This window comes from Paracoccus ferrooxidans (assembly GCF_029909815.1).
GTDB classification, from domain to species: domain Bacteria; phylum Pseudomonadota; class Alphaproteobacteria; order Rhodobacterales; family Rhodobacteraceae; genus Paracoccus; species Paracoccus versutus.
This window is the reverse complement of record NZ_CP038201.1, coordinates 635,158-658,352: the sequence shown is the minus strand read 5'-3', so window position 1 is coordinate 658,352 and position 23,195 is coordinate 635,158. Positions and strand designations below refer to the sequence as shown.

18 protein-coding genes are annotated in these 23,195 nt (G+C 64.9%); 12 read left to right on the top strand and 6 right to left on the bottom strand.

Going from position 1 to position 23,195, the window contains the following annotated elements:
- Positions 1 to 11: 11 nt before the first annotated feature.
- From E3U26_RS16250 to E3U26_RS16235, 4 genes are read left to right on the top strand one after another with little or no spacing between them, the layout of a single operon-like run.
- Positions 12 to 1,748 carry a hydantoinase B/oxoprolinase family protein gene (locus E3U26_RS16250; protein WP_036758014.1) on the top strand — a complete coding sequence of 579 codons (1,737 nt, stop codon included), beginning with the start codon at positions 12 to 14 and terminating at the stop codon, positions 1,746 to 1,748.
- Positions 1,748 to 2,593, top strand: coding sequence for a sugar phosphate isomerase/epimerase family protein (locus tag E3U26_RS16245; RefSeq protein ID WP_499106020.1), 846 nt, complete (start codon positions 1,748 to 1,750; stop codon positions 2,591 to 2,593). Before E3U26_RS16250 ends, E3U26_RS16245 begins: the two co-directional genes overlap by 1 nt.
- Before the next feature lie 32 nt (positions 2,594 to 2,625).
- Positions 2,626 to 3,294 carry a TetR/AcrR family transcriptional regulator gene (locus E3U26_RS16240; RefSeq protein ID WP_052096120.1) on the top strand — a complete coding sequence of 223 codons (669 nt, stop codon included), beginning with the start codon at positions 2,626 to 2,628 and terminating at the stop codon, positions 3,292 to 3,294.
- A gap of 42 nt (positions 3,295 to 3,336) precedes the next feature.
- Positions 3,337 to 4,200: an EamA/DMT transporter family protein gene (locus E3U26_RS16235; protein WP_499106019.1), complete on the top strand. Its 864-nt coding sequence runs from the start codon at positions 3,337 to 3,339 to the stop codon at positions 4,198 to 4,200.
- On the opposite strand, the gene E3U26_RS16230 is transcribed toward E3U26_RS16235, so the two are convergent.
- Positions 4,169 to 5,533 carry a GlxA family transcriptional regulator gene (locus E3U26_RS16230; RefSeq protein WP_499106017.1) on the bottom strand — a complete coding sequence of 455 codons (1,365 nt, stop codon included), beginning with the start codon at positions 5,531 to 5,533 and terminating at the stop codon, positions 4,169 to 4,171. The two genes, E3U26_RS16235 and E3U26_RS16230, sit on opposite strands and share 32 nt — an antisense overlap.
- Positions 5,534 to 5,676: 143 nt before the next feature.
- Between E3U26_RS16230 and purU the strand changes: the two genes are divergently transcribed.
- Positions 5,677 to 6,555, top strand: a complete 879-nt coding sequence (purU, locus tag E3U26_RS16225; RefSeq protein ID WP_499106016.1) for a formyltetrahydrofolate deformylase — start codon at positions 5,677 to 5,679, stop codon at positions 6,553 to 6,555.
- 292 nt (positions 6,556 to 6,847) lie between these two features.
- On the opposite strand, the gene E3U26_RS16220 is transcribed toward purU, so the two are convergent.
- From E3U26_RS16220 to E3U26_RS16205, 4 genes are all read right to left on the bottom strand, one after another.
- A complete protein-coding gene (locus E3U26_RS16220; protein ID WP_499106015.1) occupies positions 6,848 to 9,409 on the bottom strand; it encodes a GcvT family protein in 2,562 nt (853 codons plus the stop codon).
- Between the two features lie 150 nt (positions 9,410 to 9,559).
- Positions 9,560 to 10,444 (bottom strand): bifunctional methylenetetrahydrofolate dehydrogenase/methenyltetrahydrofolate cyclohydrolase FolD, encoded by an 885-nt coding sequence (gene folD / locus E3U26_RS16215; RefSeq protein WP_449044793.1) that lies wholly within the window; start codon positions 10,442 to 10,444, stop codon positions 9,560 to 9,562.
- 35 nt (positions 10,445 to 10,479) lie between these two features.
- Positions 10,480 to 11,412: an electron transfer flavoprotein subunit alpha/FixB family protein gene (locus tag E3U26_RS16210; protein ID WP_499106014.1), complete on the bottom strand. Its 933-nt coding sequence runs from the start codon at positions 11,410 to 11,412 to the stop codon at positions 10,480 to 10,482.
- 15 nt (positions 11,413 to 11,427) lie between these two features.
- Positions 11,428 to 12,183 carry an electron transfer flavoprotein subunit beta/FixA family protein gene (locus tag E3U26_RS16205; protein ID WP_499106013.1) on the bottom strand — a complete coding sequence of 252 codons (756 nt, stop codon included), beginning with the start codon at positions 12,181 to 12,183 and terminating at the stop codon, positions 11,428 to 11,430.
- A 390-nt stretch (positions 12,184 to 12,573) separates the two neighbouring features.
- Between E3U26_RS16205 and E3U26_RS16200 the strand changes: the two genes are divergently transcribed.
- The 5 genes from E3U26_RS16200 (at position 12,574) to E3U26_RS16180 (ending at position 19,549) form a co-directional block, all read left to right on the top strand.
- A complete protein-coding gene (locus E3U26_RS16200) occupies positions 12,574 to 13,656 on the top strand; it encodes a GlxA family transcriptional regulator (RefSeq protein WP_114536817.1) in 1,083 nt (360 codons plus the stop codon).
- Positions 13,657 to 13,893: 237 nt separating this feature from the next.
- Positions 13,894 to 15,138, top strand: coding sequence for an aromatic ring-hydroxylating oxygenase subunit alpha (locus E3U26_RS16195; protein WP_499106011.1), 1,245 nt, complete (start codon positions 13,894 to 13,896; stop codon positions 15,136 to 15,138).
- Positions 15,139 to 15,142: 4 nt separating this feature from the next.
- A complete protein-coding gene (locus E3U26_RS16190; protein ID WP_499106010.1) occupies positions 15,143 to 16,258 on the top strand; it encodes an FAD-binding oxidoreductase in 1,116 nt (371 codons plus the stop codon).
- A 280-nt stretch (positions 16,259 to 16,538) separates the two neighbouring features.
- Positions 16,539 to 17,726, top strand: coding sequence for a formaldehyde dehydrogenase, glutathione-independent (gene fdhA, locus E3U26_RS16185; RefSeq protein ID WP_499106009.1), 1,188 nt, complete (start codon positions 16,539 to 16,541; stop codon positions 17,724 to 17,726).
- Between the two features lie 257 nt (positions 17,727 to 17,983).
- Entirely contained in the window at positions 17,984 to 19,549 is a 1,566-nt protein-coding gene (locus E3U26_RS16180) for a BCCT family transporter (RefSeq protein ID WP_499106008.1), read from the top strand.
- A 168-nt stretch (positions 19,550 to 19,717) separates the two neighbouring features.
- On the opposite strand, the gene E3U26_RS16175 is transcribed toward E3U26_RS16180, so the two are convergent.
- Positions 19,718 to 20,635 (bottom strand): LysR family transcriptional regulator, encoded by a 918-nt coding sequence (locus E3U26_RS16175; RefSeq protein WP_499106007.1) that lies wholly within the window; start codon positions 20,633 to 20,635, stop codon positions 19,718 to 19,720.
- A 130-nt stretch (positions 20,636 to 20,765) separates the two neighbouring features.
- Between E3U26_RS16175 and E3U26_RS16170 the strand changes: the two genes are divergently transcribed.
- Together E3U26_RS16170 and E3U26_RS16165 are read left to right on the top strand one after the other, a co-directional pair.
- Positions 20,766 to 22,076 (top strand): MFS transporter, encoded by a 1,311-nt coding sequence (locus tag E3U26_RS16170; RefSeq protein WP_072461320.1) that lies wholly within the window; start codon positions 20,766 to 20,768, stop codon positions 22,074 to 22,076.
- A gap of 4 nt (positions 22,077 to 22,080) precedes the next feature.
- Positions 22,081 to 23,193 carry an isocitrate/isopropylmalate dehydrogenase family protein gene (locus E3U26_RS16165; protein ID WP_499106006.1) on the top strand — a complete coding sequence of 371 codons (1,113 nt, stop codon included), beginning with the start codon at positions 22,081 to 22,083 and terminating at the stop codon, positions 23,191 to 23,193.
- Positions 23,194 to 23,195: the final 2 nt, after the last annotated feature.

The following is a 23,195-nucleotide window of genomic DNA, read 5'->3' as shown; positions in this document are numbered from 1 at the left end:
GGAGCGCCGTCATGGCCGAGATTTCCGCCAACGACCCGATCACCTTCGCCGTGCTGAAAAGCGCCGTCGAATCCATCGTCGACGACATGGCCTATACGGTGATGCGGACCGCGCGTTCGCCCATCGTCCGCGACGTGCTGGATTATTCCACCACCATGTGCGACGCCAAGGGCCGCATCCTGGCGCAGGCCAAGACCGTGGCGCTGCACCTGGGCGCCGTGCCCGACGCGATGGAGGCGCTGCTGGCGCGGTTCCAGGGCGACCTGCACCCCGGCGACGTCATCATCTTCAACGATCCCTATGAAGGCGGCATGCACCTGCCCGACATCTTCATGTTCAAGCCGATCTTCCATGGCGACGAACACCTCGGCTTCTCGGTGGTGATCTGCCACCATTGCGACGTGGGCGGCCGCGTGCCCGGCTCGAACGCCAGCGACTCGACCGAGATCTTCCAGGAGGGGCTGCGCCTGCCGCCGCTGAAGCTTTATGACCGCGGGGTCCGCAACGACATCGTTTTCGACATCATCGGCCGCAACGTGCGCCTGCCGGACCTGGTCATCGGCGACATCGAGGCGCAGCTGGCGACCTGTGCGCTTGGCGAGCGCGAATTGCTGCGCATCGTCGACAAATACGGCGCGCCTGTCTTCAACCAGTTCCTTGCCGACTTCCTGGACTATGGCGAGCGGCTGACCCGCAACGAGATCGCCAAGTGGCCCGATGGCAGCTACGAGTTCACCGATTACATCGACGGCGACGGCTTCGACCCGGCGCCGATCCCGATCAAGGTGACGATCACCGTCAAGGGCGACCATCTGGAGGTGGACTTCACCGGCAGCTCACCCCAGGTCAAGGGCGCCATCAACTCGACCCTGTCCTTCGTGAAATCGGCGACCTACCTGGCGATCCGCTGCACGCTGGACAGCGAGGTGCCGAACAATTCGGGCATGTATCGCGCCATCGACATCGCGGCGCCGAAGGGCTGCTTCCTGAACCCGCATTTCCCGGCGCCGGTGGCGGCGCGCGCCCTGACCGGCTATCGCGTGGTCGATACCGTGCTTGGCGCGCTGTCCAAGATCGTGCCGACCCGCGTCGCGGCGGCGGGCGAGGGCGGCAATTCGGTGGTCTGCCTGGGCGGCTATGACAGGCAAACCCGCCAGCCATTCGTCATGGTCGACATGATCAACGGTGCCCTGGGCGCGCGTGCCACCAAGGATGGCATCGACGCGATCACCAACCCGTCGCAGAACATGTCGAACATGCCGGTCGAGCTGATGGAATCGACCTATCCGATCCGTATCGAGGAATATTCGCTGCGCACCGATTCCTGCGGTGCAGGCAGGCAGCGCGGCGGCCTGGGCGTCGTGCGCCAATACCGCTTGCTGGCCGAGGATGCGGTGCTGCAACTGCGCGCCGACCGTTACCAGCATCGGCCCTATGGCCTCTTCGGTGGCAATCCGGCCGCGTCCTCGCGCAACCTGCTGAGCCTGAACGGCGGCGCGTTCGAGCTGCTGGACAGCAAGGTCACGCGCAATGTCACCAGGGGCGACGTGATCCGCCACGAACAGGCCGGCGGCGGCGGCTATGGCGACCCGTTGCAGCGCCCGCTGGAGCAGGTGCTGGAGGATGCGCTGGACGGCAAGATCACCCCGGCCTTCGCCCGCGAGCATTACCGCGTCGTGATCGAGGATGGCCGGATCGACGAAAAGGCGACGGCCGAGCTGCGCAATCTGCAACCGGAGATGGCCTGATGCCCGATCTGCGCCGCTTTGCGATCAACCAGATCACCACGCGCGACTGGACCCTTGAACAGGCGGTCGATGGCTATGCCCGCCAGGGGGTGGCCGGGATCGGGGTCTGGATGGATTATCTGGACGCCGCCGGGGTCGGGCGGGGCGCCCGGCTGATCCGCGATGCCGGGCTGTTCGTGCCCTGCCTTTGCACCAGCGCCTGGGTCAATATCGCGGAGAAGGCCGGCTTTGCCGCCGCTCTTGCCGAAAACCGCCGTCGTCTGGACGCGGCGGCCGAGATCGGCGCGCCCTGCCTTGTCGTGGTGCCGGGCGGGCTGGCCACGGGGGAAAAGGATCTGGCGGCGGCGCGGTCGCGGGTGATCGGCGCGCTGGAAGAGCTTTTGCCCCATGCCCGGCAGGTCGGGGTCAAGCTGGGCCTCGAGCCCCTGCATCCGATGTATGCCGCCGATCGCAGCTGTCTCAACAGCTTTGCGCATTGCCTGGATCTTTGCCGCAGCCTGGGCGACGGCACGGGCATCGTCGCCGACACCTATCATTGCTGGTGGGACGCCGGTTTCCTGCCGGGACTGCGCCAGGCGGGGCCGGAAAACATCCTCACCTTCCATCTGTGCGACTGGCTTGTGCCGACCCGCGATCTATACCATGACAGGGGCATGATCGGCGACGGCGTGGTCGACTTCGCGGGGTGCAAGGCGCTTCTCGACGAGATCGGCTATGACGGTCCCTTCGAGATCGAGCTGTTCTCGAAGTTCGACTGGTGGTTGCGCGACGGCAACGAAACGGTCGCCGTTTCGGTCGAGCGTTGCGCGCCCTTTGTGAGGGAAAGGCAGAAGGTGCCGTGCTGAACGGCCCTTTGCCGGAAGGGGTAGGAGGGCAGATGGCGGAGAAACCCGCTATCCGGGATGCGATACGGACGCAGGAAAAGATCCTCGCGGCGGCGCAGGCCGAATTCGCGCGCCGCGGCTATGACGGCGCGCGCGTGGACGCCATCGTGGCGCGGGCCAAGGTCAGCAAGAACCTGCTCTACCACTATTTCCGCGGCAAGGAGGATCTGTATATCCGCATCCTCGAACGCACCTACGAGACGCTCCGCCGCCGGCAAAGCGACGTTCCGGTGAACGGGCTCGACCCGCTCAGCGCGATGATCCGGCTTTGCGAGAACACCTTCCGGGTCTTCGTCGAAGAGCCGGACGTGATCGTGATGCTGAACACCGAAAACCTCTATCGCGCCCGGCATATCGCCAAGTCCACGATCATCCGCAGCATGTATGACCGGCTGTCGGAAAACCTGCGCGAGATCCTGCGGGCCGGGGAAGAGCAGGGCGTGTTCCGCAAGGGCGTCGATCCGGTCGAGCTGTATATCTCGATCTCGGGTCTGGGCTATTTCTACCTGTCGAACCAGCACACGCTGTCGATGCTGTTCAACCGAAAGCTGAGCGCGCCCGAGAATATCGAGCATCGGCAGGCACATCTGGTCGACATGGTGATCAGCTACCTGACCCGCCAGCCCGAGCCCGGAGACTGGACGCCGGAACTGGCGCGCTGACCGGCGCGCTGGCAAGGATCATCCCGACCGCGAGGATTGGCCATGGCTGACCACAATGCCGGCCGCTTCATCGGCACCGCCATCGGGCCGATGCTTTGGGGCACGACCTATGTCGTCTTCGTCCAGGCATTGCCGACGGATCACCCGGTGCTGATCTCGGCGCTGCGGGCGTTGCCGGCGGGGCTCTTGCTGCTGCTTCTGGTCCGGCGCCTGCCGCCGCGCCGCATCCTGTTTCCCGTCACCGTGCTGGCGCTGACCAATATCGGCCTGTTCTTTGCCTTGCTGCTGATCAGCGCGGCCCGGCTGCCGGGCGGGATCACCGCCACGCTGGCCGCCTGCCAGCCCTTGCTGGTCGCGTTCCTGGCATGGCCGCTGCTGGGGCGGCGGCCGGGGATGGGCCAGATCGCGCTGGCGGTGCTGGGCATGGCCGGCGTCGGGCTAATGGTGCTGAACGGCGGCCTCGCCTTCGACCCGGCCGGCGTCCTGGCGGGTATCGGCGCGGCATTGTCCATGGCGCTCGGCATCGTGCTGATGGAGCGCTGGCGCGATCTTGCGCCGCCGGTGCAGATGACGGCATGGCAATTGCTGATCGGGGGCGCCCTGATCCTGCCCATTGCCCTGCTGGTCGAGGGCCTGCCCGCGCATTGGGACATGCGCAACAGCCTGGGCCTGGGCTATCTGGTGCTGTTCGCGACCGCCCTGGGCTATTGGCTCTGGGTCGGCGGCGTGCAGCGGCTGGGCAGCCGGGTTTCGGTGCTGGCATTCCTCAGCCCGGTGGTGGCATTGCTTCTGGGCATCGGCCTCATGCACGAGACGCTGGACGCGCAGCAGGGGCTGGGCGTGGCGATGGTGTTCCTGTCGATCGGGCTTTCGGTCAGGGCGTCCCTTTCCGGCGGGAAGGCGTGATCCCGTCCGGCTCATTCTTCCTGATCCCGGCGCCCTTGCGTGCCCTGTGGGGCGAATGGCCGTAAAAATCCCGATAGGCCTTGGAAAAATGCGAGGCCGAGGAAAACCCGCTTGCCATGGCGATGTCCACGATCGGGGTATTCGTCTGGTGCAGCAGAAGCCTGGCGCGTTCCAGCCTGAGCTTCATGTAATACTTGGCGGGGGAAATATGCAGCTCCTGCTGAAAGATCCTTTCGACCTGGCGGCGCGTCAACCCGATGCCCGACAATATGTCCTTGACGGGAATCGGATCGGTCAGCGATTCCTGCATTCGCTCGATCAAGGTTGTCACGACCTGGTTTTGCCTGTTGACATGCGACGTGAGAATGGACCTTTGCCGGTCCCCCGGATTGCGGATGCGGTCGACAATCGCGCGCTCGCAGATCGCGGCGACGATTTCCTCGCCATGTTCCTGCTGGATCAGGTAGAGCATCATGTCGAACGCGGCCATCCCGCCGGCGCAGGTCGCGATCCCGTTGTCGATCTCGAACAGGGCGGCACGGACCGAGGCGTCATGGAATTGCTCGCCGAAGCTGGCGGCATTTTCCCAATGGATGACGCATTTCCTTTCACCCAGAAGCTTGGCCTGGCCCAGGATATATGCGCCGGTGCAAAGGCTTCCGATCATGCAGCCGCTCTGCTTGCATTCGCGCAGCCAGGACTCGGTCGCCCTGTCGGAATGGATCTGGATATTCAGGCCGCCGCAGACGATGATCGTCGAATCGCGGATCGAGGCATTCACCGAGCGACGCAAAGCCGCGACCGAGCTGTCGCAATGGATTTGCACGCCGCAACTGGACTGGACCTCGTCCCCTTGGGGCGCGACGACCTTCCAGGTATAGACATCGTATCCAATGGCGGCATTCGCCATGCGCAGGGCTTCGACGGCGGATGAAAAGGCAAGCAGCGTGAATTCCGGCATGAGCAGGAATATGAACGCTTTCTCTTTGTTAGCCAACTTGTTCATGTGAAGCGCTGCCCCGTGGCCACGGCAACCCCCGCATATGCAGATGCCGGGCCAGCCAGGACAAGGGAGGTAATTTAACGGCGGCATGGGTCCAATAACATCTGCGACGGCGTGCCGGTAATTTTGGGACGTGTCGAACCGGATGGCGATCACGGTTCGGCGGGGCAAAGCGGCAAGGGCATTTCCCACCCATATCGCGCAAAAGCGCGGCGCAATGTTACGTTTCGATGACGCAGTTGTTCTTTCGCGAAATTCGGACAGGTCGTAACCATTTCGGACACGCCATAACCATCGGGTCGCGACATGCCATGTTTCGAAGCATTTCATGCCTTGCTTCATGGCGTCGCGCGGCTTGCGCCGCGGCCTGGGGCGAAACCGACGCAGCACGATCTTGAAATGCTTCGAAATCAAGCAGGGCGGCATTCCCGCGGATTTGCCCGGCTCTTGATTTCCGGGGGGAGAGAAAAGATATGACCAATCACGTGATGAAAGTTTCCTGTCCGACGCGCGCGGGCATCGTTGCCGCCGTATCGGGCTATCTGGCCGCTGCCGGCTGCGACATCCAGGACAGTTCGCAATTCACCGATCAGGAAAACGGCCGGTTCTTCATGCGGCTGCGCTTTCAGTCGGATCGGGACGGCGAAGGGCTGGCGCAGGGCTTTGCCGCCACGGCCCGAGAGTTCCAGATGGATTGCGAAATCCGCGACCTGTCGCAAAAAGCCAGGGTCGTCCTGATGGTGTCGCGTTTCGGCCATTGCCTCAACGACCTTCTGTATCGGTCGCGCATCGGGGCACTGCCGGTCGAAATCGTTGCGGTGATCTCGAACCATACCGATTACCAGAGGCAGGTGGTGAACGAGGACATCCCGTTTCACTGCATCCGCGTCACGCCTGAAACCAAGCCCGAGGCCGAGGCTGCCATCATGCAGGTGGTGCGCGACACCGGGGCCGAGCTGATCGTGCTGGCGCGCTATATGCAGGTGCTGTCGGACCAGATGTGCCGCGAAATGTCGGGCCGGATCATCAATATCCACCATTCCTTCCTGCCCAGCTTCAAGGGCGCCAACCCCTACAAGCAGGCTTATGAGCGCGGGGTCCGGCTGATCGGGGCGACGGCGCATTACGTGACCGCCGACCTGGACGAGGGGCCGATCATCGAACAGGACATCATCCGCGTCACCCATGCCCAAAGCGCCGCCGATTATGTCAGCCTTGGCCGCGACGTCGAGGCGCAGGTGCTGGCTCGCGCGGTTCATGCCCATATTCATCACCGGGTTTTCCTGAACGGAAACAAGACCGTTGTCTTTCCCGCATCGCCGGGCGAATATGCCTCGGAGCGCATGGGATAATGACGAAAAGGGCCAGGGAGCGACGCGGGATGATCCGCTCGTTTCTCTGGCCTTGACGGTTCCGTCCAGCGCCCGGCTTGCGCAAGAAATCAAACGCGGGGCTCAGGTCCAGATCGCGGCAACCGAATGAAAGACCGGCCCGGTGCGCAATGCGCCGGGCCGGTTTTCGTCATGCCGTCTTGGGTCCGTCCGATACCCCCCCCCGGCAGATATTCTTTTGCCCGTTCGCGCCGAATAGGGGTCGGGCGATCAGGGGACCGGGCATGCGCCCGGTCCTTCTGCTTGGCGCGTGTCAACTTCTGGGCTTCAGGTTCTCGGGGTCGTAGAGGGGCTTGTAGCCGACGGCGGCGACCTCGACCGGGAAGGTTTCGCCCATGTATTCGACCGTCAGCTTGCGGCCTTCCTGGCAATGCGACCAGGGCAGGTAGGCCAGCGCGATGTTCCTGCCGATGGTCGGGCCGTAGACGATCGAGCTGGTCCAGGACCGCCGGCCCAGGGTGTCGACCAGAACCTCGCCCGTCTCGGCATCCTGCACCGGCAGGATGCCGACCGGATAGCGGGCGATGCCGTTGCTGTCCACGTTGTCGGTCATGACCAGGGTGCAGAGCATCGCCGGCTGGTGGTCGCGGGCGCGATATTCCAGGTGCTTGGCCTTGCCGCGGAAATCGGCCTCCTTGACCTTGGGACGGGCCAGGCCGGCCTCGTAGAGGTTGTATTCCGTGCGCAGGTCGGCGTTCTGCAGCCGCAGGCTTTTTTCGAGCCGGCGCGAGTTGGCGTAGGTCTCGACCCCCACCGCGATCACGCCCGTGGACCGCAAGGCGTCCCAGACCACCAGCCCGTCCTCATAGGCCATGTGCAGCTCCCAGCCCTGCTCGCCGACATAGGAGATGCGGAAGGCGGTCACGTCGCGGCCGGCGATGCGGATCGGCTTGATGGCGGCGAAGGGGAAGGCGTCCTTTTCCAGCCCCGCCGGATCCTCGACCACCTTTTGCAGGTTCACCCGCGCGTTCGGACCCCAGATGCCGATGGTGATGAACTGCTCGGTCACGTCGGCGATGGCGACGTCCAGGCCCCGGTCCTGCGCCACGCGGCGCATGTAGTTCAGGTCGCGCGGCCCGGCATCGGCGCCGTTGACCAGCCGGCAGCGGTCGGCCAGGCGGAACACGGTGAAATCGGCGCGCACATTGCCCTCGTCATCGAGGAAATGCGTGTAGATCCCCTTGCCGATATTGCCCTCGCCGCCGATCTTGGCGGCGCAGAGCCATTCCAGCAGTTCGACGTGATCGGGGCCGGCAATGTCGGTCATGTGGAAATGCGACAGGTTGATGATGCCGCAATCCGCGCTCATCTCCAGATGCTCGGCATTCGAGACGCGCCAGAAATGGCGGTTGTCCCATTCATGCTCGCGCACCGGCACCTGGTCGGCGTATTTCTCCAGCAGGTGTTCGTTGGCGGCATAGCCATGGGCGCGTTCCCAGCCGCCCAGCTCCATGAAGTAGCCGCCCAGCTCCACCTCGCGCTCGTAGAAGGGCGAGCGGCGGATGCCGCGGCCGCCGGCGAAGGGTTCGCGCGGGTGGACCGGCGGGTTGTAGATCTTGGCCGCCGTCTCGATGCAGCGTTCCTCTATGAACTTTTCCTGCAATGCGAAGGGGTTGAAGCGCGAATAGTCGATGCTGGCATGGTCGATGCCGGTGCGCCCGTCGGTGATCCAGTCCACCACCAGCTTGGCCATGCCGGGCGCGTCCTTGACCCAGATCGCCACGGCATACCACAGCCCGCGCACCTTCTGGCTTTCGCCGATGGACGGCCCGCCGTCGGTGGTGGTCTGCAACAGCCCGTTGAAGGAATGGCTTTCGTTATAGCCCAGCTCGCCCAGGATCGGGGTCAGCTCGATGGCGCGTTCCAGCGGCGACAGCACATCGTCCAGCTCCAGGTCGCGCTGCGAGGGCGACAGGCGGGCGTATTCCTTTTCCAGGATGTCGCGCGGATGGCAGAGGCGCGGGTCCGATTCGTAGTAATAGCCCCATTCGATCTGGCCGCCCTCGGTGGTCTTGGGGTCGCCCGTGTCGCGCAGATAGGCCGAGTTGCCCTGGTCGCGCAGCAGCGGATAGCCGATCTCCTTGCCGGTATTGTCGAACTCGTCGTAGGGCCCGAAGAAGGTCAGCGGATGGTCGACCGGAAAGACCGGCAGGTCCTCGCCCGCCATCTCGGCGATCAGGCGGCCCCAGAGACCGGCGCAGACGATGACCAGGTCGGCCATGATGGTGCCGCGCGGGGTGACGACGCCCCGGATGCGCCCGTCCTCGATCACCAGCGAGGTGGCCGGGCAATTGGCGAAGGCCCGCAGCTTGCCCGAGGCCACGCCCTGGTCGACCAGCTTGCCCGCCACGGTCTGCGAGCGCGGCACCACCAGCCCCGCGTCGGGATCCCACAGCGCGCCCTGGATCTGGTCTTCCTCGACCAGCGGGAATTTCGCCTTGACCTCGGCGGGGCTGATCATCGTCGCCCGCGTGCCGAAGGCCTTGCCCGAGGCGACCTTGCGCTTGAGCTCGTTCATGCGCGTCTCGTCGCCCACCCGCGCGACCTCGATCCCGCCGACCTTGGCGTAATGGCCCATCTTCTCGAAGAAATCGATGGAATAGAGCGTGGTCCAGGTGCTGAGGAAATCGTGGCTGGTCGCAAAGCAGAAATCCGACGCATGCGCGGTCGAGCCGATATCGGTCGGGATGCCCGACTTGTCGATGCCGACGATATCGTCCCAGCCGCGCTCGATCAGGTGATGCGCGACCGAGGCGCCCACGATGCCGCCAAGGCCGACGATGACCACCCGCGCTCTATCAGGAAATCCCGACATGTTCTGTCCTCTCGATGTCTGAAGGGAGATTGTGACGAAAGGGTTCCCGTGACCGCCAGCAGGCGCAGTCGGGCCGCCCAAATGCGACGGCATGGCCCGCAAAGCGGGTCATGCCTTGTCCAGTTGTCGATGCATGTGCCGTCAGGGCCGCTACCATAGCCGTGGCTCGGCCAGCGCCTTGCGCCGACAGGCGGCAAGCAGCGTATTGTGCATCAGGCACATGATCGTCATCGGGCCGACGCCGCCGGGAACCGGGGTGATCGCCCCCGCGACCCCGCGGGCCGAGGCGAACTCGACATCGCCCACCAGCGTCTTCCGGCCGTCGCGGACGATGCGGCTGGTGCCGACATCGATCACCGTCGCCCCCGGCTTGATCCAGTCGCCCTTGATCATCTCGGCCTGGCCCGCGGCCGCGACCACGATGTCGGCCTGGCGGATCTTTCCCGGCAGGTCGCGGGTGCGGGAATGGGCCATGCTCACGGTGCAGTTCTCGGCCAGCAGCAGCTGCGCCATCGGCTTGCCCACCAGGATCGAGCGGCCCACCACCACGGCATCCAGCCCCGAAAGGTTGCCAAGCTGCGACCGGAGCAGCATCAGGCATCCCAGCGGCGTGCATGAGACGAGGCCGGGCAGCCCCGACACCAGGCGGCCCGCGCTGGACGGGTGCAGCCCGTCCACGTCCTTGGCGGGATCGATCGCCTCGATCACCGGCAGGGAATCCAGGTGCGCGGGCAGCGGCAACTGGACCAGGATGCCATCGACGCTGTCATCGGCGTTCAACTGCGCGATCAGGTCCAGAAGCTGTTGCTGGGTGGTAGCCTCGGGCAGGATATGCTCGAAGCTTGCCATGCCCAGCTTGCGGGCCATGCGGCCCTTGCTGCTGACATAGACCTCGCTGGCCGGATCGGTGCCGACCAGGACCACGGCAAGGCCCGGCGGCCGGCCCGTCTGTTCCCGAAAGGAGGGGATGGCGCCGCTGATCCGGGCGCCAAGGCCGTCGGCATGGGCCTTCCCGTCGATTGTCTGTGCCGTCATGGGCATCCTCCTCGTGCCAAGCGATCCGGCGGGGGTCAGAGCGCGCGCTCCAACTCCGGCAGCGCATCGAGAATGTCGGCGACCAGGCCGTAATCGGCAACCTGGAAGATCGGGGCGTCCTCGTCCTTGTTGATGGCGACGATGACCTTGCTGTCCTTCATCCCGGCCAGGTGCTGGATGGCGCCGGAAATGCCGCAGGCGACGTAAAGCTCGGGCGCGACCACCTTGCCGGTCTGGCCGACCTGCCAGTCGTTCGGGGCATAGCCCGCGTCCACAGCCGCGCGCGAGGCGCCGACCGCGGCGCCGAGCTTGTCGGCGACAGGCAGGATCACCTGGCGGAACCTTTCTTCCGAGCCCAGGGCGCGGCCGCCCGAGACGATGATGCGGGCCGAGGCCAGCTCGGGGCGCTCGCTTTCCGAGAGGCGGTTTTCGACAAAGCCGGACAGGCGCGGGTCGGCGGTCTCGCCAATGGTTTCGACCGGGGCGCTGCCCCCCTCGGCCTGCGCCGCCTCGAAGCCCGAGGTCCGCACGGTGATCACCTTCTTGCCGTCGGTCGCCTGCACCGTCTGGATGGCGTTGCCGGCATAGATCGGGCGCTTGAACGTGTCGGCCGAGACGACTTCGACGATTTCCGAAACCTGCATCACGTCCAGAAGCGCGGCCACGCGCGGCAGGACGTTCTTGCCGGTGGTGGTCGCCGGGGCGATCACGGTGTCGTAGTCGCCGGCCAGCGAAACGATCAGCGCGGCGGCGGGCTCGGCCAGGCGATGCTCCAGCGCATCGGCTTCGGCCAGCAGGATCTTGCGGACCCCCTGGAAGGCCGAGGCGGCCTGGGCCACGGCGGCGGCGCCCTTGCCGGCCACCAGGATGTCGATCTCGCCGCCGATCCGGCGGGCGGCGGTCAGCGTGCGCGCGGTCTGGTCGGACAGGGCAGCATTGTCGTGTTCGGCGAAAAGCAGGATGGCCATGGGATTTCTCTCCGATCAGAATTGCAGAACGCCGGCTTCGTTCTTCAGCTTGTCCAGCAGCTCGGTGACGCTGGCGACCTTGACGCCGGCCTTGCGGGTGCCCGGCTCCTCGGTTTTCAGCACCTTCAGGCGCGCGTCGACGTTCACGCCGTAATCCGCCGGGGTCTTTTCCTCGAGCGGCTTCTTCTTGGCTTTCATGATATTGGGCAGGCTGGCATAGCGCGGCTCGTTCAGCCGCAGGTCGGCGGTGACGACCGCGGGCAGGGTGACTTCGATCACCTGCAGGCCGCCGTCGACCTCGCGCGTGACACGAGCCTTGTCGCCCTCAAGCGCGACCGCCGAGGCGAAGGTCGCCTGCGACCAGCCCAGCAGGGCCGACAGCATCTGCCCGGTCTGGTTGGCGTCGTCGTCGATGGCCTGCTTGCCCAGGACGACCAGCCGCGGGCCTTCGGCATCCGCCACGGCCTTCAGCAGCTTGGCGACGGCCAGGGGCTCGACCATGTCCTCGACCTTGATCAGGATGGCGCGATCCGCGCCCATGGCCAGGGCCGTGCGCAGCGTCTCCTGGGCTTGCGCCGGGCCGATCGAGACCACGACGACCTCTTCGGCCTTGCCCGCCTCTTTCAGGCGGATCGCCTCTTCCACGGCGATTTCGTCGAAGGGGTTCATCGACATCTTCACGTTCGACAGATCGACCCCGGTCCCATCGGCCTTGACCTGGATCTTGACGTTGAAGTCGACCACCCGCTTGACGGGCACCAATACTTTCATCTTGCGGTCCTTTCCCAGATGTTGAGGCAGAGGAGGGTGGGGCAGGCGCCCCTTGCGGCAAGCCTGGCCGGCCCCGCGGCGGCGGCCGCCGGCCCGGACGGCTCGGCCACGGGATAGGGTAGAAGCCTGTAGCGCAAGTGTTCCCCCTTTGCTGCGCATTCCCGACCGCCGCGGATTCCCCTTGCTTCCCGACGGCTTCGGAAGCTAAGCGGCACCCCGTCGCCGGCCGGGCCTGCCTTTCGTGCAGAATCCCCTGTGGCGGCCGTGGCGTTCCCGGCAATGTTCGTCGGACTATTGCGACGAAAACAGGGATCGAGAAGAACAATTGCGCCGGTCAAGCAAGATGGCTACGACAAACCCAACCATAGGGCGCATCATCGGAGATCGAAGATGGGTGTCGGCGTGAGAGAAGGGCATTCCCGTTCCTACCCTGTCGCCAAAGGATCCCTGCGGCCAAGGGAGGCTGGTCCCCGGCTTTCGGTCGGCTTCCTCCTGACCCGGCAGTTCACGCTATGCGCCTTTGCGAACTTCGTCGACGTGCTGCGGCTGGCCGCAGACGAGGGGGACCGCAGCCGTCCCATCCTGTGCCGCTGGTCGGTGCTTTCGGACACGATGGACGTGGTGATGTCCAGTTGCGGCGTCGCCGTGCAGCCGCACGAGAAGCTGGGCGACCCGACTCGATTCGACTATATCGCCGTGGTCGGCGGCCTGACCGACGGGCTCGAGAACGTCAGCCATGCCTACAAGACCTATCTGCACCGGGCGGCCGCCGCCGGCGTGCCGCTGATCGGGGTGTGCTCGGGCGCCTTCGTGCTGCATCGGGCGGGATTGCTCGATGGCTACAAATGCTGCGTGAGCTGGTTCCACAGCGCGGATTTCCTTGAACAGTTCCAGGGCCTGGATCACGTCTCGGACCAGATCTTCGTGGTGGATCGCGACAGGCTGACCTGTTCCGGCGGGGCCAGTTCCGCCCATCTTGCGGCCTATCTGGTGGAAAAGCACGTCGGCCGCTCGCAGGCGAACAAGAGCCTGCACATCATGATCATCGACGGCGTCCTGCAGGCGGACAAGCCCCAGCCGGGCATCCCCATCGGCCTGCGCACCGATGATCCGCTGGTCCAGCGCGCGCTGCTGATCATGCAGCAGCATATCGACACGCCGCTTTCCGTGTCCGAGATCGCGCAGCGCATGGGGCACAGCAAGCGCCGGCTGGAACGGCATTTCCGCGCGGCGCTGGACACCTCGCCCCAGGCTGCGTTCATGGGCCTCAGGCTGGCGCTGGCCCGGCACCTGCTGGTGTCCAGCAACAAGACGATCGCCATGATCTCGGTCGAATGCGGCTTTTGCGATTCCTCGCACCTCAGCCGCATGTTCCGCCGCCTCTACGGTTGCACGCCCCAGGACGTGCGCAGCATGGGCCTGGGCGAGGCACCCGAAGGGGACGGCCCCGCGCATGTTCCCAAGGGGCTCTAGCCGCGCCGCCTTGCTGCCGCGCGCTTTCGGCGAATCGCGGCCGGGGCGGATAAGGGGCGCTGATATGTTTGCGCCGGACTTGCGTCGTTAAGATGCCAACCTGCCGATTCCGTATCGGGTAAGTTCCCTTCCAGCAGCCAGCGAATGAACCGCGCCGCTCGGGGGAATGCAAGCTCGTGTCGGGATTTACCCATTGCATGCGCTTGCGGGAATGGTCGTGCAGGGAGAAGCCACGATATGGATATACGAAGTGAAATGCTGAACATGATCCGAATGCACCAATTCGGGTATTCCTTGCCCCAGGCCTTTTACAAGGATCCCGGGTTTTTCCAGATCGATCTTGAGATGATCTGGTATCGTGACTGGCTGTTTGCCGGCCATAACTGCGAAATTCCCAAGCCCGGCAATTATTTCACCCTGCAGATCGGGTCTTATCCGGTCGTCGTCGTGCGCGACCGCAACGGCGACATCCGTGCATTCCACAACGCCTGCCGCCACCGCGGCAGCCGCGTCTGCACCCAGGCCAAGGGGACTGCGGCCAAGCTGGTCTGCCCCTATCACCAATGGACCTACGACCTGGACGGCAAGCTGCTTTTCGCGCGCCAGATGGCGGAAGGCTTCGATACCTCGGCGCATTCGCTCAAGCCGGTCGCCTGCGAGACCGTGGCCGGCTACATCTTCATCTGCCTTGCCAAGGAGCCGGCCGACTTCCAGCCGTTCCGCGCGCTGATGGAGCCCTACTTCGCCCCCCACAACCTGCTGGAGGCGAAGGTCGCGCATGAGACGACCATCATCGAGGAAGGCAACTGGAAGCTTGTGTGGGAAAACAACCGCGAATGCTATCATTGCGCGGCCAACCACCCCGAGCTTTGCCGCACCTATCCCGAGGCGCCGAACGTCACCGGCATATCCGGCGGCGCCGATGACCCGGAAATGGCCGCGCATTGGGACAAATGCGAGGCCGCGGGGCTGCCCGCGCGCTTCCACATGCATGAAAGCGGCCAGTTCCGGGCGATCCGGTCGCCGCTGCTGCGCGATGCGGTCAGCTATACCATGGACGGCAAGCCCGCCGTCGGCCGCACGCTGTCGGATGTCCGGGCCGATCATATCGGCGCGCTGATGCTGTTTCATTATCCGACGACCTGGAACCATGTCCTGATGGATCATGCGGTGACGTTCCGCGTCACCCCGATCGGCCCGAACCAGACCGCGGTCACGACCAAGTGGCTGGTCCACAAGGATGCCGTCGAGGGGGTGGACTACGACGTCGAACGCCTGACCCATGTCTGGACCTACACCAACGACCAGGACCGCCAGATCGTCGAGGAAAACGCCCGCGGCATCGAATCCCCCGCCTATGAGCCGGGCCCCTATTCCGAATTGCACGAGGGCGGCGTCATCCAGTTCGTCGAATGGTACAAGACCTTCATGGGATCGCGTCTGGAAGGCAGCGACCCGAGGCCCCTGAAGAGTGTCGCATAACGTGATGCAGGCAGGCCAACCGACGGATCACCACGTCTATCGTCACCTCGACGAGATGACGCCGTGGAACGACCGCCTCCAGGTTCTGGAGGTGGTCAGCGTCACCGACGAGGCGCCGGAGGTGAAGACCTTCACCTTCCGGTCCGATGCGCAGACCTGGTTCAAATACAAGCCGGGACAGTTCATCACCCTTGATCTGCCCGCCGACGACGGTCCGCTGATGCGGACCTACACCTTGTCGTCCACGCCCTCGCGGCCGTTTTCGATTTCGGTCACGGTCAAGGCGCAGCCGACCAGCATCGGCACGCGCTGGATGTTCCAGAACCTCAAGCCCGGCAGCCTGGTCAAGGCCTATGGGCCGGCAGGGCATTTCACGCATTTCGCGCATTCCGCCTCGAAATACCTGTTCATCTCGGCCGGTTCGGGCATCACGCCGATGATGTCCATGCTGCGCTGGCTTTCCGATTGCGCGCCGGGCACCGACGTCGCCTTCGTCAATTGCGCCAGGCGGCCCGAGGAGCTGATCTTCCGGCAGGAGCTTGAGCTGCTCAGCCATCGCATGCCCGCCCTGTCGCTTGGCTTCATCGTGCAAGAGCGGTCGCTTCACAAAAGCTGGGCCGGGCACCTGGGCCGGATCGACGCGGTCCGCCTGCCGCTTTTCGCGCCCGACCTGCTTGAGCGCGAGGTGTTCTGCTGCGGCCCGGAACCCTTCATGCAGGATATCCGGGATCTGCTGCGCGATGCCGGTTTCGACATGGCGCATTATCACCAGGAAAGCTTCGGCGAGCCGCCCAAGGAGGCCCCCACCGAGCCGGTCGTCTTCACGCCCGATGGCGTGGACGGCGTCGAGGGCACGGGCGTCACCGCGGTCAGCTTCACCATGTCCGGGGTCGAGGGCGAATGCCTTCCGGGGCAGACCGTTCTTCAGGCCGCGCGCGCGGCGGGCGTGCGCATCCCCGCCGCTTGCGAATCCGGCCTTTGCGGAACCTGCAAGATCCTGAAGCTCTCGGGCGAGGTGGAAATAAACCACAACGGCGGGATCCTCGACGAGGAAATCGAGGAAGGCTACATCCTTGCCTGCTGCTCGCGGCCGCTTGGAAAGCTAGAGGTCGAGGCGTGAAGGTGGCCGATGCCGCGCCGAAGGTCGCCGGATGGGTTCCGGCCCGCACTTCGTGGCGGCGCGGGCGAACATGCGGCGGCTGCGCCAGGGATCGCCGGCAGCGCGAGAATTCCAGATTCGCGAAATTCGACTTCGCTATCGTGATAGCCGCCGGCCCGTGGACTGTGGTCACGTAACGACATTCGGCGCGCGCATTTCCCGGCCTTGGCGGGCGTGGCCTGACGCTGCGCGAGAGGAGAGGTGCCGCCGCAACCCTGGATCAATGGAGGAGTGGGCGATCATGAGCAGAAATCGGGGTGTCGTTTACATGGAACCCGGCAAGGTCGAGGTTCAGGACATTGCGGACCCAAGGCTGGAGGCGCCCAACGGCCGCCGCATCGAGCATGGCGTGATCCTGAAGGTCATCTCGACCAATATCTGCGGCTCGGACCAGCATATGGTGCGGGGGCGGACGACCGCGCAACCCGGCCTGGTCCTGGGCCACGAGATCACCGGCGAGGTGATCGAGAAGGGCGGCGATGTCGAGATGCTGGAGATCGGCGACATCGTCTCGGTTCCCTTCAACGTCGCCTGCGGTCGCTGCCGCACCTGCAAGTCGCAGGACACGGGTGTCTGCCTGACGGTGAACCCCGAGCGCGCCGGCGGCGCCTATGGCTATGTGGACATGGGCGGCTGGATCGGCGGGCAGGCCCGCTACGTGATGGTGCCCTATGCGGACTTCAACCTGCTGAAGCTGCCCGATCGCGACCGGGCGATGGCCAAGATCCGCGACCTGACGATGCTGTCGGACATCCTGCCCACCGGCTTTCACGGCGCGGTCAAGGCCGGCGTCGGCGTGGGCTCGGTGGTCTATGTGGCCGGTGCCGGTCCGGTCGGGCTGGCGGCGGCGGCCTCGGCCCGGATCCTTGGCGCGGCGGTTGTGATGATCGGCGATTTCAACCCCGACCGCCTGGCCCATGCCGCCAAGGTGGGCTTCGAGCCGATCGACCTGGGCAAAAGCGACCGCCTGGGCGACCTGATCGCGAATGTGGTCGGCACGAACGAGGTGGACAGCGCCATCGACGCGGTGGGCTTCGAGGCGCGCGGCCATTCCGGCGGCGAGCAGCCGGCCATCGTGCTGAACCAGATGATGGAGATCACCCGCGCCGCCGGCTCGATCGGCATCCCCGGCCTCTATGTGACCGAGGATCCGGGCGCGGTCGATAGCGCCGCCAGGCAGGGCAGCCTGTCGCTCCGCTTCGGGCTGGGCTGGGCCAAGGCGCAGTCGTTCCATACCGGGCAGACCCCGGTGCTGAAATACAATCGCCAGCTGATGCAGGCGATCCTGCATGACCGCCTGCCGATTGCCGACATCGTCAATGCGAAGATCATTTCCCTGGAGGATGCGGCCCAGGGCTATGAAACCTTCGATCAGGGCGCGGCCGTCAAGTTTGTCCTTGATCCGCATGACATGCTGAAAGCGGCCTGAAGGCTGAATAAAATTGAAGGAGGCTGCGTTTCCATAAGCGAAGCGCAGCCTTTTCATGCCCATATTGCCTTGCAGCCATGAAACGAGTTCAAGCGAGAGAGAGGGCGAAATCCAAGGATTCGGATCTCCCAAATAGGTGCGACGCAACAGCCGTAAAACTGCGACGAAACGGCCGGTAAGGCAGGAAAATTTATCGATTTTCGTTCAGGAAGTGGGGGTGGGCAAGAAATCGTTGCTCAGTTCTGGAGGAGGAAGCTATGCATCCAAGTGGATCACGAAGGATAAACCCTGGCGTGTTCTGGCCAGCGTTGGCCGTCGCGGGAGGATTCGTGACGTGGGGAGTCCTGGGTCCAGACAGCCTGGCTGCCGTCGCATCTGCCACATTGAATTGGATCATCCGCGTTTTCGGCTGGAGTTTCGTGATTTCCACGGCGTTTTTCCTTGCCTTTGCGATATTCCTGGCATTCAGCCGATTTGGCCGGATCAAGCTGGGCCACGATGACGAAAAGCCCGAATTCTCGACCCGATCATGGGTTTGCATGATGTTCAGCGTCGGAATGGGCATCGGCCTCATGTTCTGGGGCGTGGCCGAGCCGATCAGCCATTTCGGCGCGCCCCCGCACGGCCTGGCCGAGCCCCAGACCCAGGAAGCCGCGCTGGTGGCCATGCAATACGCCTATTTCCATTGGGCCCTGCACCCTTGGGCAATCTATGCGATGGCTGGATTGGCAATGGCGTATTTCAGCTATCGCCGCGACCTTCCCACGCTGGTTTCCAGCGCTTTCCACCCCTTGCTGGGGGACCGCATCCATGGGCCGATCGGGCGCATGATCGACATATTGGCGATCATCGCTACCTTGTTCGGAACCGCGACATCCCTTGGCCTTGGCGCGCAGCAGATCAACAGCGGAATGAACTATCTGTGGAATACTGGAGAATCCCCGACCATTGCGCTGACCATCATCGCGGTCCTTTCCGTGCTGTTCATCCTGTCCGCGGTCTCCGGCGTGGGCCGAGGCATCCAGTTTCTCAGCAATATCAACATGGTCGCGGCGCTTATGTTGCTGCTGTTCCTGGCGGTGCTGGGGCCGACGGTCTTTATCCTGGATACGTTGATCGAGGCGATGGGCCTTTACATGAGCGATCTGGTTTCCATGTCCTTTCGAACCTCGGCCTTCAGCGACAGCAAATGGCTTGCAAGCTGGACGATTTTCTACTGGGCCTGGTGGGTTTCCTGGGCGCCCTTTGTCGGCGTATTCATCGCCCGGATTTCTCGCGGCCGCACCATCCGGGAATTCGTGGTCGGGGTTCTGTTGATCCCCAGCGCCGTGACCTTCGTCTGGTTCACCGTCATGGGCGGCAGCGCGCTTTTCTCGGAACTGACCGGGCCGGGCGGGCTGGTCGAGGCCATTGCCGGAAAAGGCGAGCAGGTTTCCCTTTTTGCCTTGCTCGAGCAATATCCGCTGCATGCCTTTACCTCTTCCGTGGCCATGTTCCTTGTCGCCATCTTCTTCGTATCGGGCGCCGATGCCGCTTCGGTCGTGATGGGAATGCTGTCCTCGTTCGGGACGATCCATCCGCGTGCCGACATTGTCGTGCTTTGGGGATTGCTGGCCGGCGCGTCGGCCTCGATCCTGCTGGTCGTCGGCGGGCTGGGCGGCCTGCAGACCGCTTCCATCATCGCGGCCGCGCCATTCCTCGTGGTCATGGTCGGGCTTTGCGCATCGCTGTGGAAGGGGCTGTTGGACGATATCGAAGTGCATGGCCATTTTGAGGAAATAGACCCCCATACCGGCGGCTTGAAGGAACGCCATCATCCATAATCGGTTGCCCGGACCCTGTCGGAAAATCATTCTGGCATGGTCCCTTTCGGGCAAGCCCTGCGATCCATATTGACCTGCACCCCATACCGAGAAGCGCTACCCGCTTCCCGGTATATGTCTTTGCCGCCGCATGGTGCATTCGAAAGCGAGCCTGCCGGCGAAATTCGCCTATGCCTTCCCGGCGTAACGGTCCACCAGCGAAAGCAGGGTCTCGACCACCGCGTCCCTGGTGGGATCGCGGACATCCCGCGCCCAGACCACATGCAGCGGCAATTTCAGCCGCAGGCTGTCGTCGGGCAGGGCCAGCGCGCAGACATGAACGTCGCGCGGCACGAACCCGGACCACCAGCGCGGCACGATCGCCGCGCCGATCCCCGCGGCGACCATGTTCATCATCGTCTGCTTCTCGTCTGCGTTCTGGACGATGCGGGGCTCGACCCCGGCATGCTCGAAAAGCGCCAGGACCAGATCGTGGCTATGCGGGCGCGAGCGGCGATCCGGCACGATCAGCGGCACGTCGTGCAGGCTGGGAATATCGACCTCCTGCCGGGCGGAAAGCGGATGGCCGGGCGGCAAGACGACGACCGAGGATTCGTTAAGCAGGAAATGCCCGCGCAGCCGGCGGTGAAACGGCTTCAGCCCCGGCCGCACCAGCGCCAGATCCAGATTGCCTGCCAGCAGCCGCGGGATCAGCTTGATCGAGCGTTCCTCGGCCAGCTGGATCCTCAGGTCCGGCAGGATGGCATGCACCGCCTGGAGCAGGCCGGGCACCAGGCCGCTGGCGGCGGTGTCGATGGCCCCCAGCCGCAGGACCTGGCCGCCCTTGCGGCCCAGCCTGCGCCAGCGTGCCTGGGCCGCGTCCGCCTCGGCCAGCAGGGCGCGCGCCTCCTTGATGACGCGCATGCCTTCCGCGGTGATGACGACCGAGCGCGTCGTGCGCTCGAAGATCTGCACGCCCAGGCTGTCCTCGAGCTGGCGCACGGCGCGGCCAAGCGCGGCCGGCAGCATCTCGAGCCGGGCGGCGGCGCGCCCGAAATGCATCTCGTCCGCCACCGCGACGGCGCAGCGCAACTGTCGAAGCTCCATGCCGGCCTCATCCCAATTGTTCCATTTTATTATATAATCAACGAACGATTGAGAACAGCGCCCCCACGCCCGTAATTTTCCCCGAGGCGCGGAGGAGTGCGCCTTTACCGGTGACATCGGGGAGGATCAGATGGGCGATGCGCTCGAAAAGCGCGTCATGAGGAAGATCTCGTGGCGCATCATACCCTTCATCATGCTGCTTTATTTCATCGCGTTCCTCGACCGCGTGAACGTGGGCTTCGCGGCCATCCACATGAACGAGGATCTGGGCCTGTCGCCCGCCATCTTCGGTTTCGGCGCCGGGCTGTTCTTCATCGGCTATTTCCTGTTCGAGGTGCCCTCGAACCTGGCGCTGGAAAGGTTCGGCGCGCGGATCTGGATCGCCCGCGTCATGCTGACCTGGGGCCTGATCTCGGGCGCCATGGCCTTCGTGCAGGGACCGACCAGCTTCTATATCCTGCGCTTCCTGCTGGGCGCGGCCGAGGCCGGCTTCTTTCCGGGCATCATCCTGTATCTCAGCTACTGGTTCCCCGCGAAAAGCCGCGCGCAGGTGACGGCGCTGTTCATGGCCGCGGCGCCGATCTCGGTCGCGCTCGGTTCGCCGATCTCGGGCGCGCTGCTGGAGATGGAGGGGCTGATGGGCTGGCACGGCTGGCAGTGGATGTTCGTGCTCGAGGCGGCGCCGGCGCTGATCCTGGGCGTCGTGGTGCTGTTCTACCTGACCGACCGGCCGGAAAAGGCGAAATGGCTGGCAGCCGACGAACGCGCATGGCTGGCCAGCACCATGAACGCCGAGCGCGCGGCCAAGGACAAGGCCGGGGCCAGCCATTCGATCCTGAAGGGGCTGACCGATCCGCGCGTGCTGGCGCTGGCGCTGGTCTATTTCGGCACCTCGGCCGGGCTTTACACGCTGGGGATCTGGGCGCCGCAGATGCTGCACGGGCTGGGCCTGACCTCGTTCCAGACCGGCCTTGTCAACGCCATCCCGCCGATCTTTGCCGTCGTCGCCATGTATCTGTGGTCGCGCCATTCCGACCGCACCGGCGAGCGCACCTGGCATGTGACGCTGGCCTGCATCGCCGCCGGGGCGGGCCTGTTCTTCGCCGGCTTTGCCGTCTCGCTGGCCGCCGTCGTCCTGGCGCTGGTGGTGGTGAATGCCGGAGTCAGCGCCGCCAAGCCGCCGCTGTGGTCGATGCCGACCATGTTCCTGTCCGGCTCGGCCGCGGCCACCGGCATCGCCACGATCAACTCGCTGGGCAACCTTGGCGGTTTCGTCGGCCCCTATGTCATCGGCCTGATCAAGCAGGCGACCGGCAGCTTCGAATGGGGCCTCTATTTCGTCGCCGGCCTGCTGATCCTGTCGGCCGTCGTCACCCTGATCATCGCAGGCACGGCGCGCCGCTCGGCCGTCCTTTCGTCCAACGCCATCCAGAAAGGCTGAACCCATGACCATCGCACAGAAAGCGTCGGAGCTGACCACCGAATCCCGCACCTATCGCATCGCCGCCATTCCCGCCGACGGGATCGGCCCCGAGGTCATCGCCGCCGGCCTGCAAGCGCTGGAGGCGCTGGCCAGGCGCGACGGCAAGTTCAGCTTTGACGTGACCGAGTTCGACTGGGGCTCGGACCGCTACAAGAGGACCGGCGCGCTGATGCCCGAGGACGGGCCGGAGCAGTTGCGGGCCTTCGACGCCATCTTTTTCGGCGCGGTGGGTGCGCCGGACGTGCCCGACCATATCACGCTTTGGGGCCTGCGCCTGCCGATCTGCCAGGGTTTCGACCAATATGCCAACGTGCGCCCGACCAAGATCCTGCCCGGCATCCGGTCGCCGCTGGAAAGCGTGGGCCCCGGCGACCTGGACTGGGTGATCGTGCGCGAGAACTCCGAGGGGGAATATTCCGGCCATGGCGGCCGTGCCCACAAGGGCCTGCCCGAAGAGGTCGGCACCGAGGTCGCGATCTTCACCCGCGTCGGCGTCACCCGGATCATGCGCTATGCCTTCAAGCTGGCGCAGTCCCGGCCGCGCAAGCTGTTGACGGTGGTCACCAAGTCCAATGCGCAGCGCCATGGCATGGTGATGTGGGACGAGATCGCGGCCGAGGTCTCGCGGGAATTTCCCGACGTGACCTGGGACAAGATGCTGGTCGATGCGATGACCGTGCGCATGGTCAAGAACCCGCAAAGCCTCGACACCATCGTCGCGACGAACCTGCACGCGGACATCCTGTCGGATCTGGCGGGCGCGCTGGCTGGCAGCCTGGGCGTGGCGCCCACCGGCAATATCGACCCGGAACGGCGCTATCCCTCGATGTTCGAGCCGATCCACGGCTCGGCCTTCGACATCACCGGCAAGGGCATCGCCAACCCGGTCGCGACCTTCTGGACCGCGGCGCAGATGCTGGAGCATCTGGGCGAGGCTGATGCGGCCAGGCGCCTGATGACGGCGGTCGAGCAGGTCTGCGCCGATGGCGTGATGACCCCCGACGTGGGCGGGACGGCCACTACGCAGCAGGTCACGGAAGCCGTCTGCGCGGCCATCCGCGGCGCCAATATCTGAGG

Coding starts and splice junctions, on each gene's coding strand:
- purU (WP_499106016.1), top strand. CDS start 5,677: ATGACCAATCACGTGATGAAAGTTTCCTGTCCGACGCGCGCGGGCATC.
- folD (WP_449044793.1), bottom strand. CDS start 10,444: ATGACGGCACAGACAATCGACGGGAAGGCCCATGCCGACGGCCTTGGC.
- E3U26_RS16220 (WP_499106015.1), bottom strand. CDS start 9,409: ATGTCGGGATTTCCTGATAGAGCGCGGGTGGTCATCGTCGGCCTTGGC.
- E3U26_RS16165 (WP_499106006.1), top strand. CDS start 22,081: ATGACCATCGCACAGAAAGCGTCGGAGCTGACCACCGAATCCCGCACC.
- E3U26_RS16180 (WP_499106008.1), top strand. CDS start 17,984: ATGCATCCAAGTGGATCACGAAGGATAAACCCTGGCGTGTTCTGGCCA.
- E3U26_RS16200 (WP_114536817.1), top strand. CDS start 12,574: ATGGGTGTCGGCGTGAGAGAAGGGCATTCCCGTTCCTACCCTGTCGCC.
- E3U26_RS16210 (WP_499106014.1), bottom strand. CDS start 11,412: ATGGCCATCCTGCTTTTCGCCGAACACGACAATGCTGCCCTGTCCGAC.
- E3U26_RS16190 (WP_499106010.1), top strand. CDS start 15,143: ATGCAGGCAGGCCAACCGACGGATCACCACGTCTATCGTCACCTCGAC.
- E3U26_RS16245 (WP_499106020.1), top strand. CDS start 1,748: ATGCCCGATCTGCGCCGCTTTGCGATCAACCAGATCACCACGCGCGAC.
- E3U26_RS16230 (WP_499106017.1), bottom strand. CDS start 5,533: ATGAAATGCTTCGAAACATGGCATGTCGCGACCCGATGGTTATGGCGT.
- E3U26_RS16205 (WP_499106013.1), bottom strand. CDS start 12,183: ATGAAAGTATTGGTGCCCGTCAAGCGGGTGGTCGACTTCAACGTCAAG.
- E3U26_RS16170 (WP_072461320.1), top strand. CDS start 20,766: ATGGGCGATGCGCTCGAAAAGCGCGTCATGAGGAAGATCTCGTGGCGC.
- E3U26_RS16250 (WP_036758014.1), top strand. CDS start 12: ATGGCCGAGATTTCCGCCAACGACCCGATCACCTTCGCCGTGCTGAAA.
- E3U26_RS16195 (WP_499106011.1), top strand. CDS start 13,894: ATGGATATACGAAGTGAAATGCTGAACATGATCCGAATGCACCAATTC.
- E3U26_RS16235 (WP_499106019.1), top strand. CDS start 3,337: ATGGCTGACCACAATGCCGGCCGCTTCATCGGCACCGCCATCGGGCCG.
- E3U26_RS16175 (WP_499106007.1), bottom strand. CDS start 20,635: ATGGAGCTTCGACAGTTGCGCTGCGCCGTCGCGGTGGCGGACGAGATG.
- fdhA (WP_499106009.1), top strand. CDS start 16,539: ATGAGCAGAAATCGGGGTGTCGTTTACATGGAACCCGGCAAGGTCGAG.
- E3U26_RS16240 (WP_052096120.1), top strand. CDS start 2,626: ATGGCGGAGAAACCCGCTATCCGGGATGCGATACGGACGCAGGAAAAG.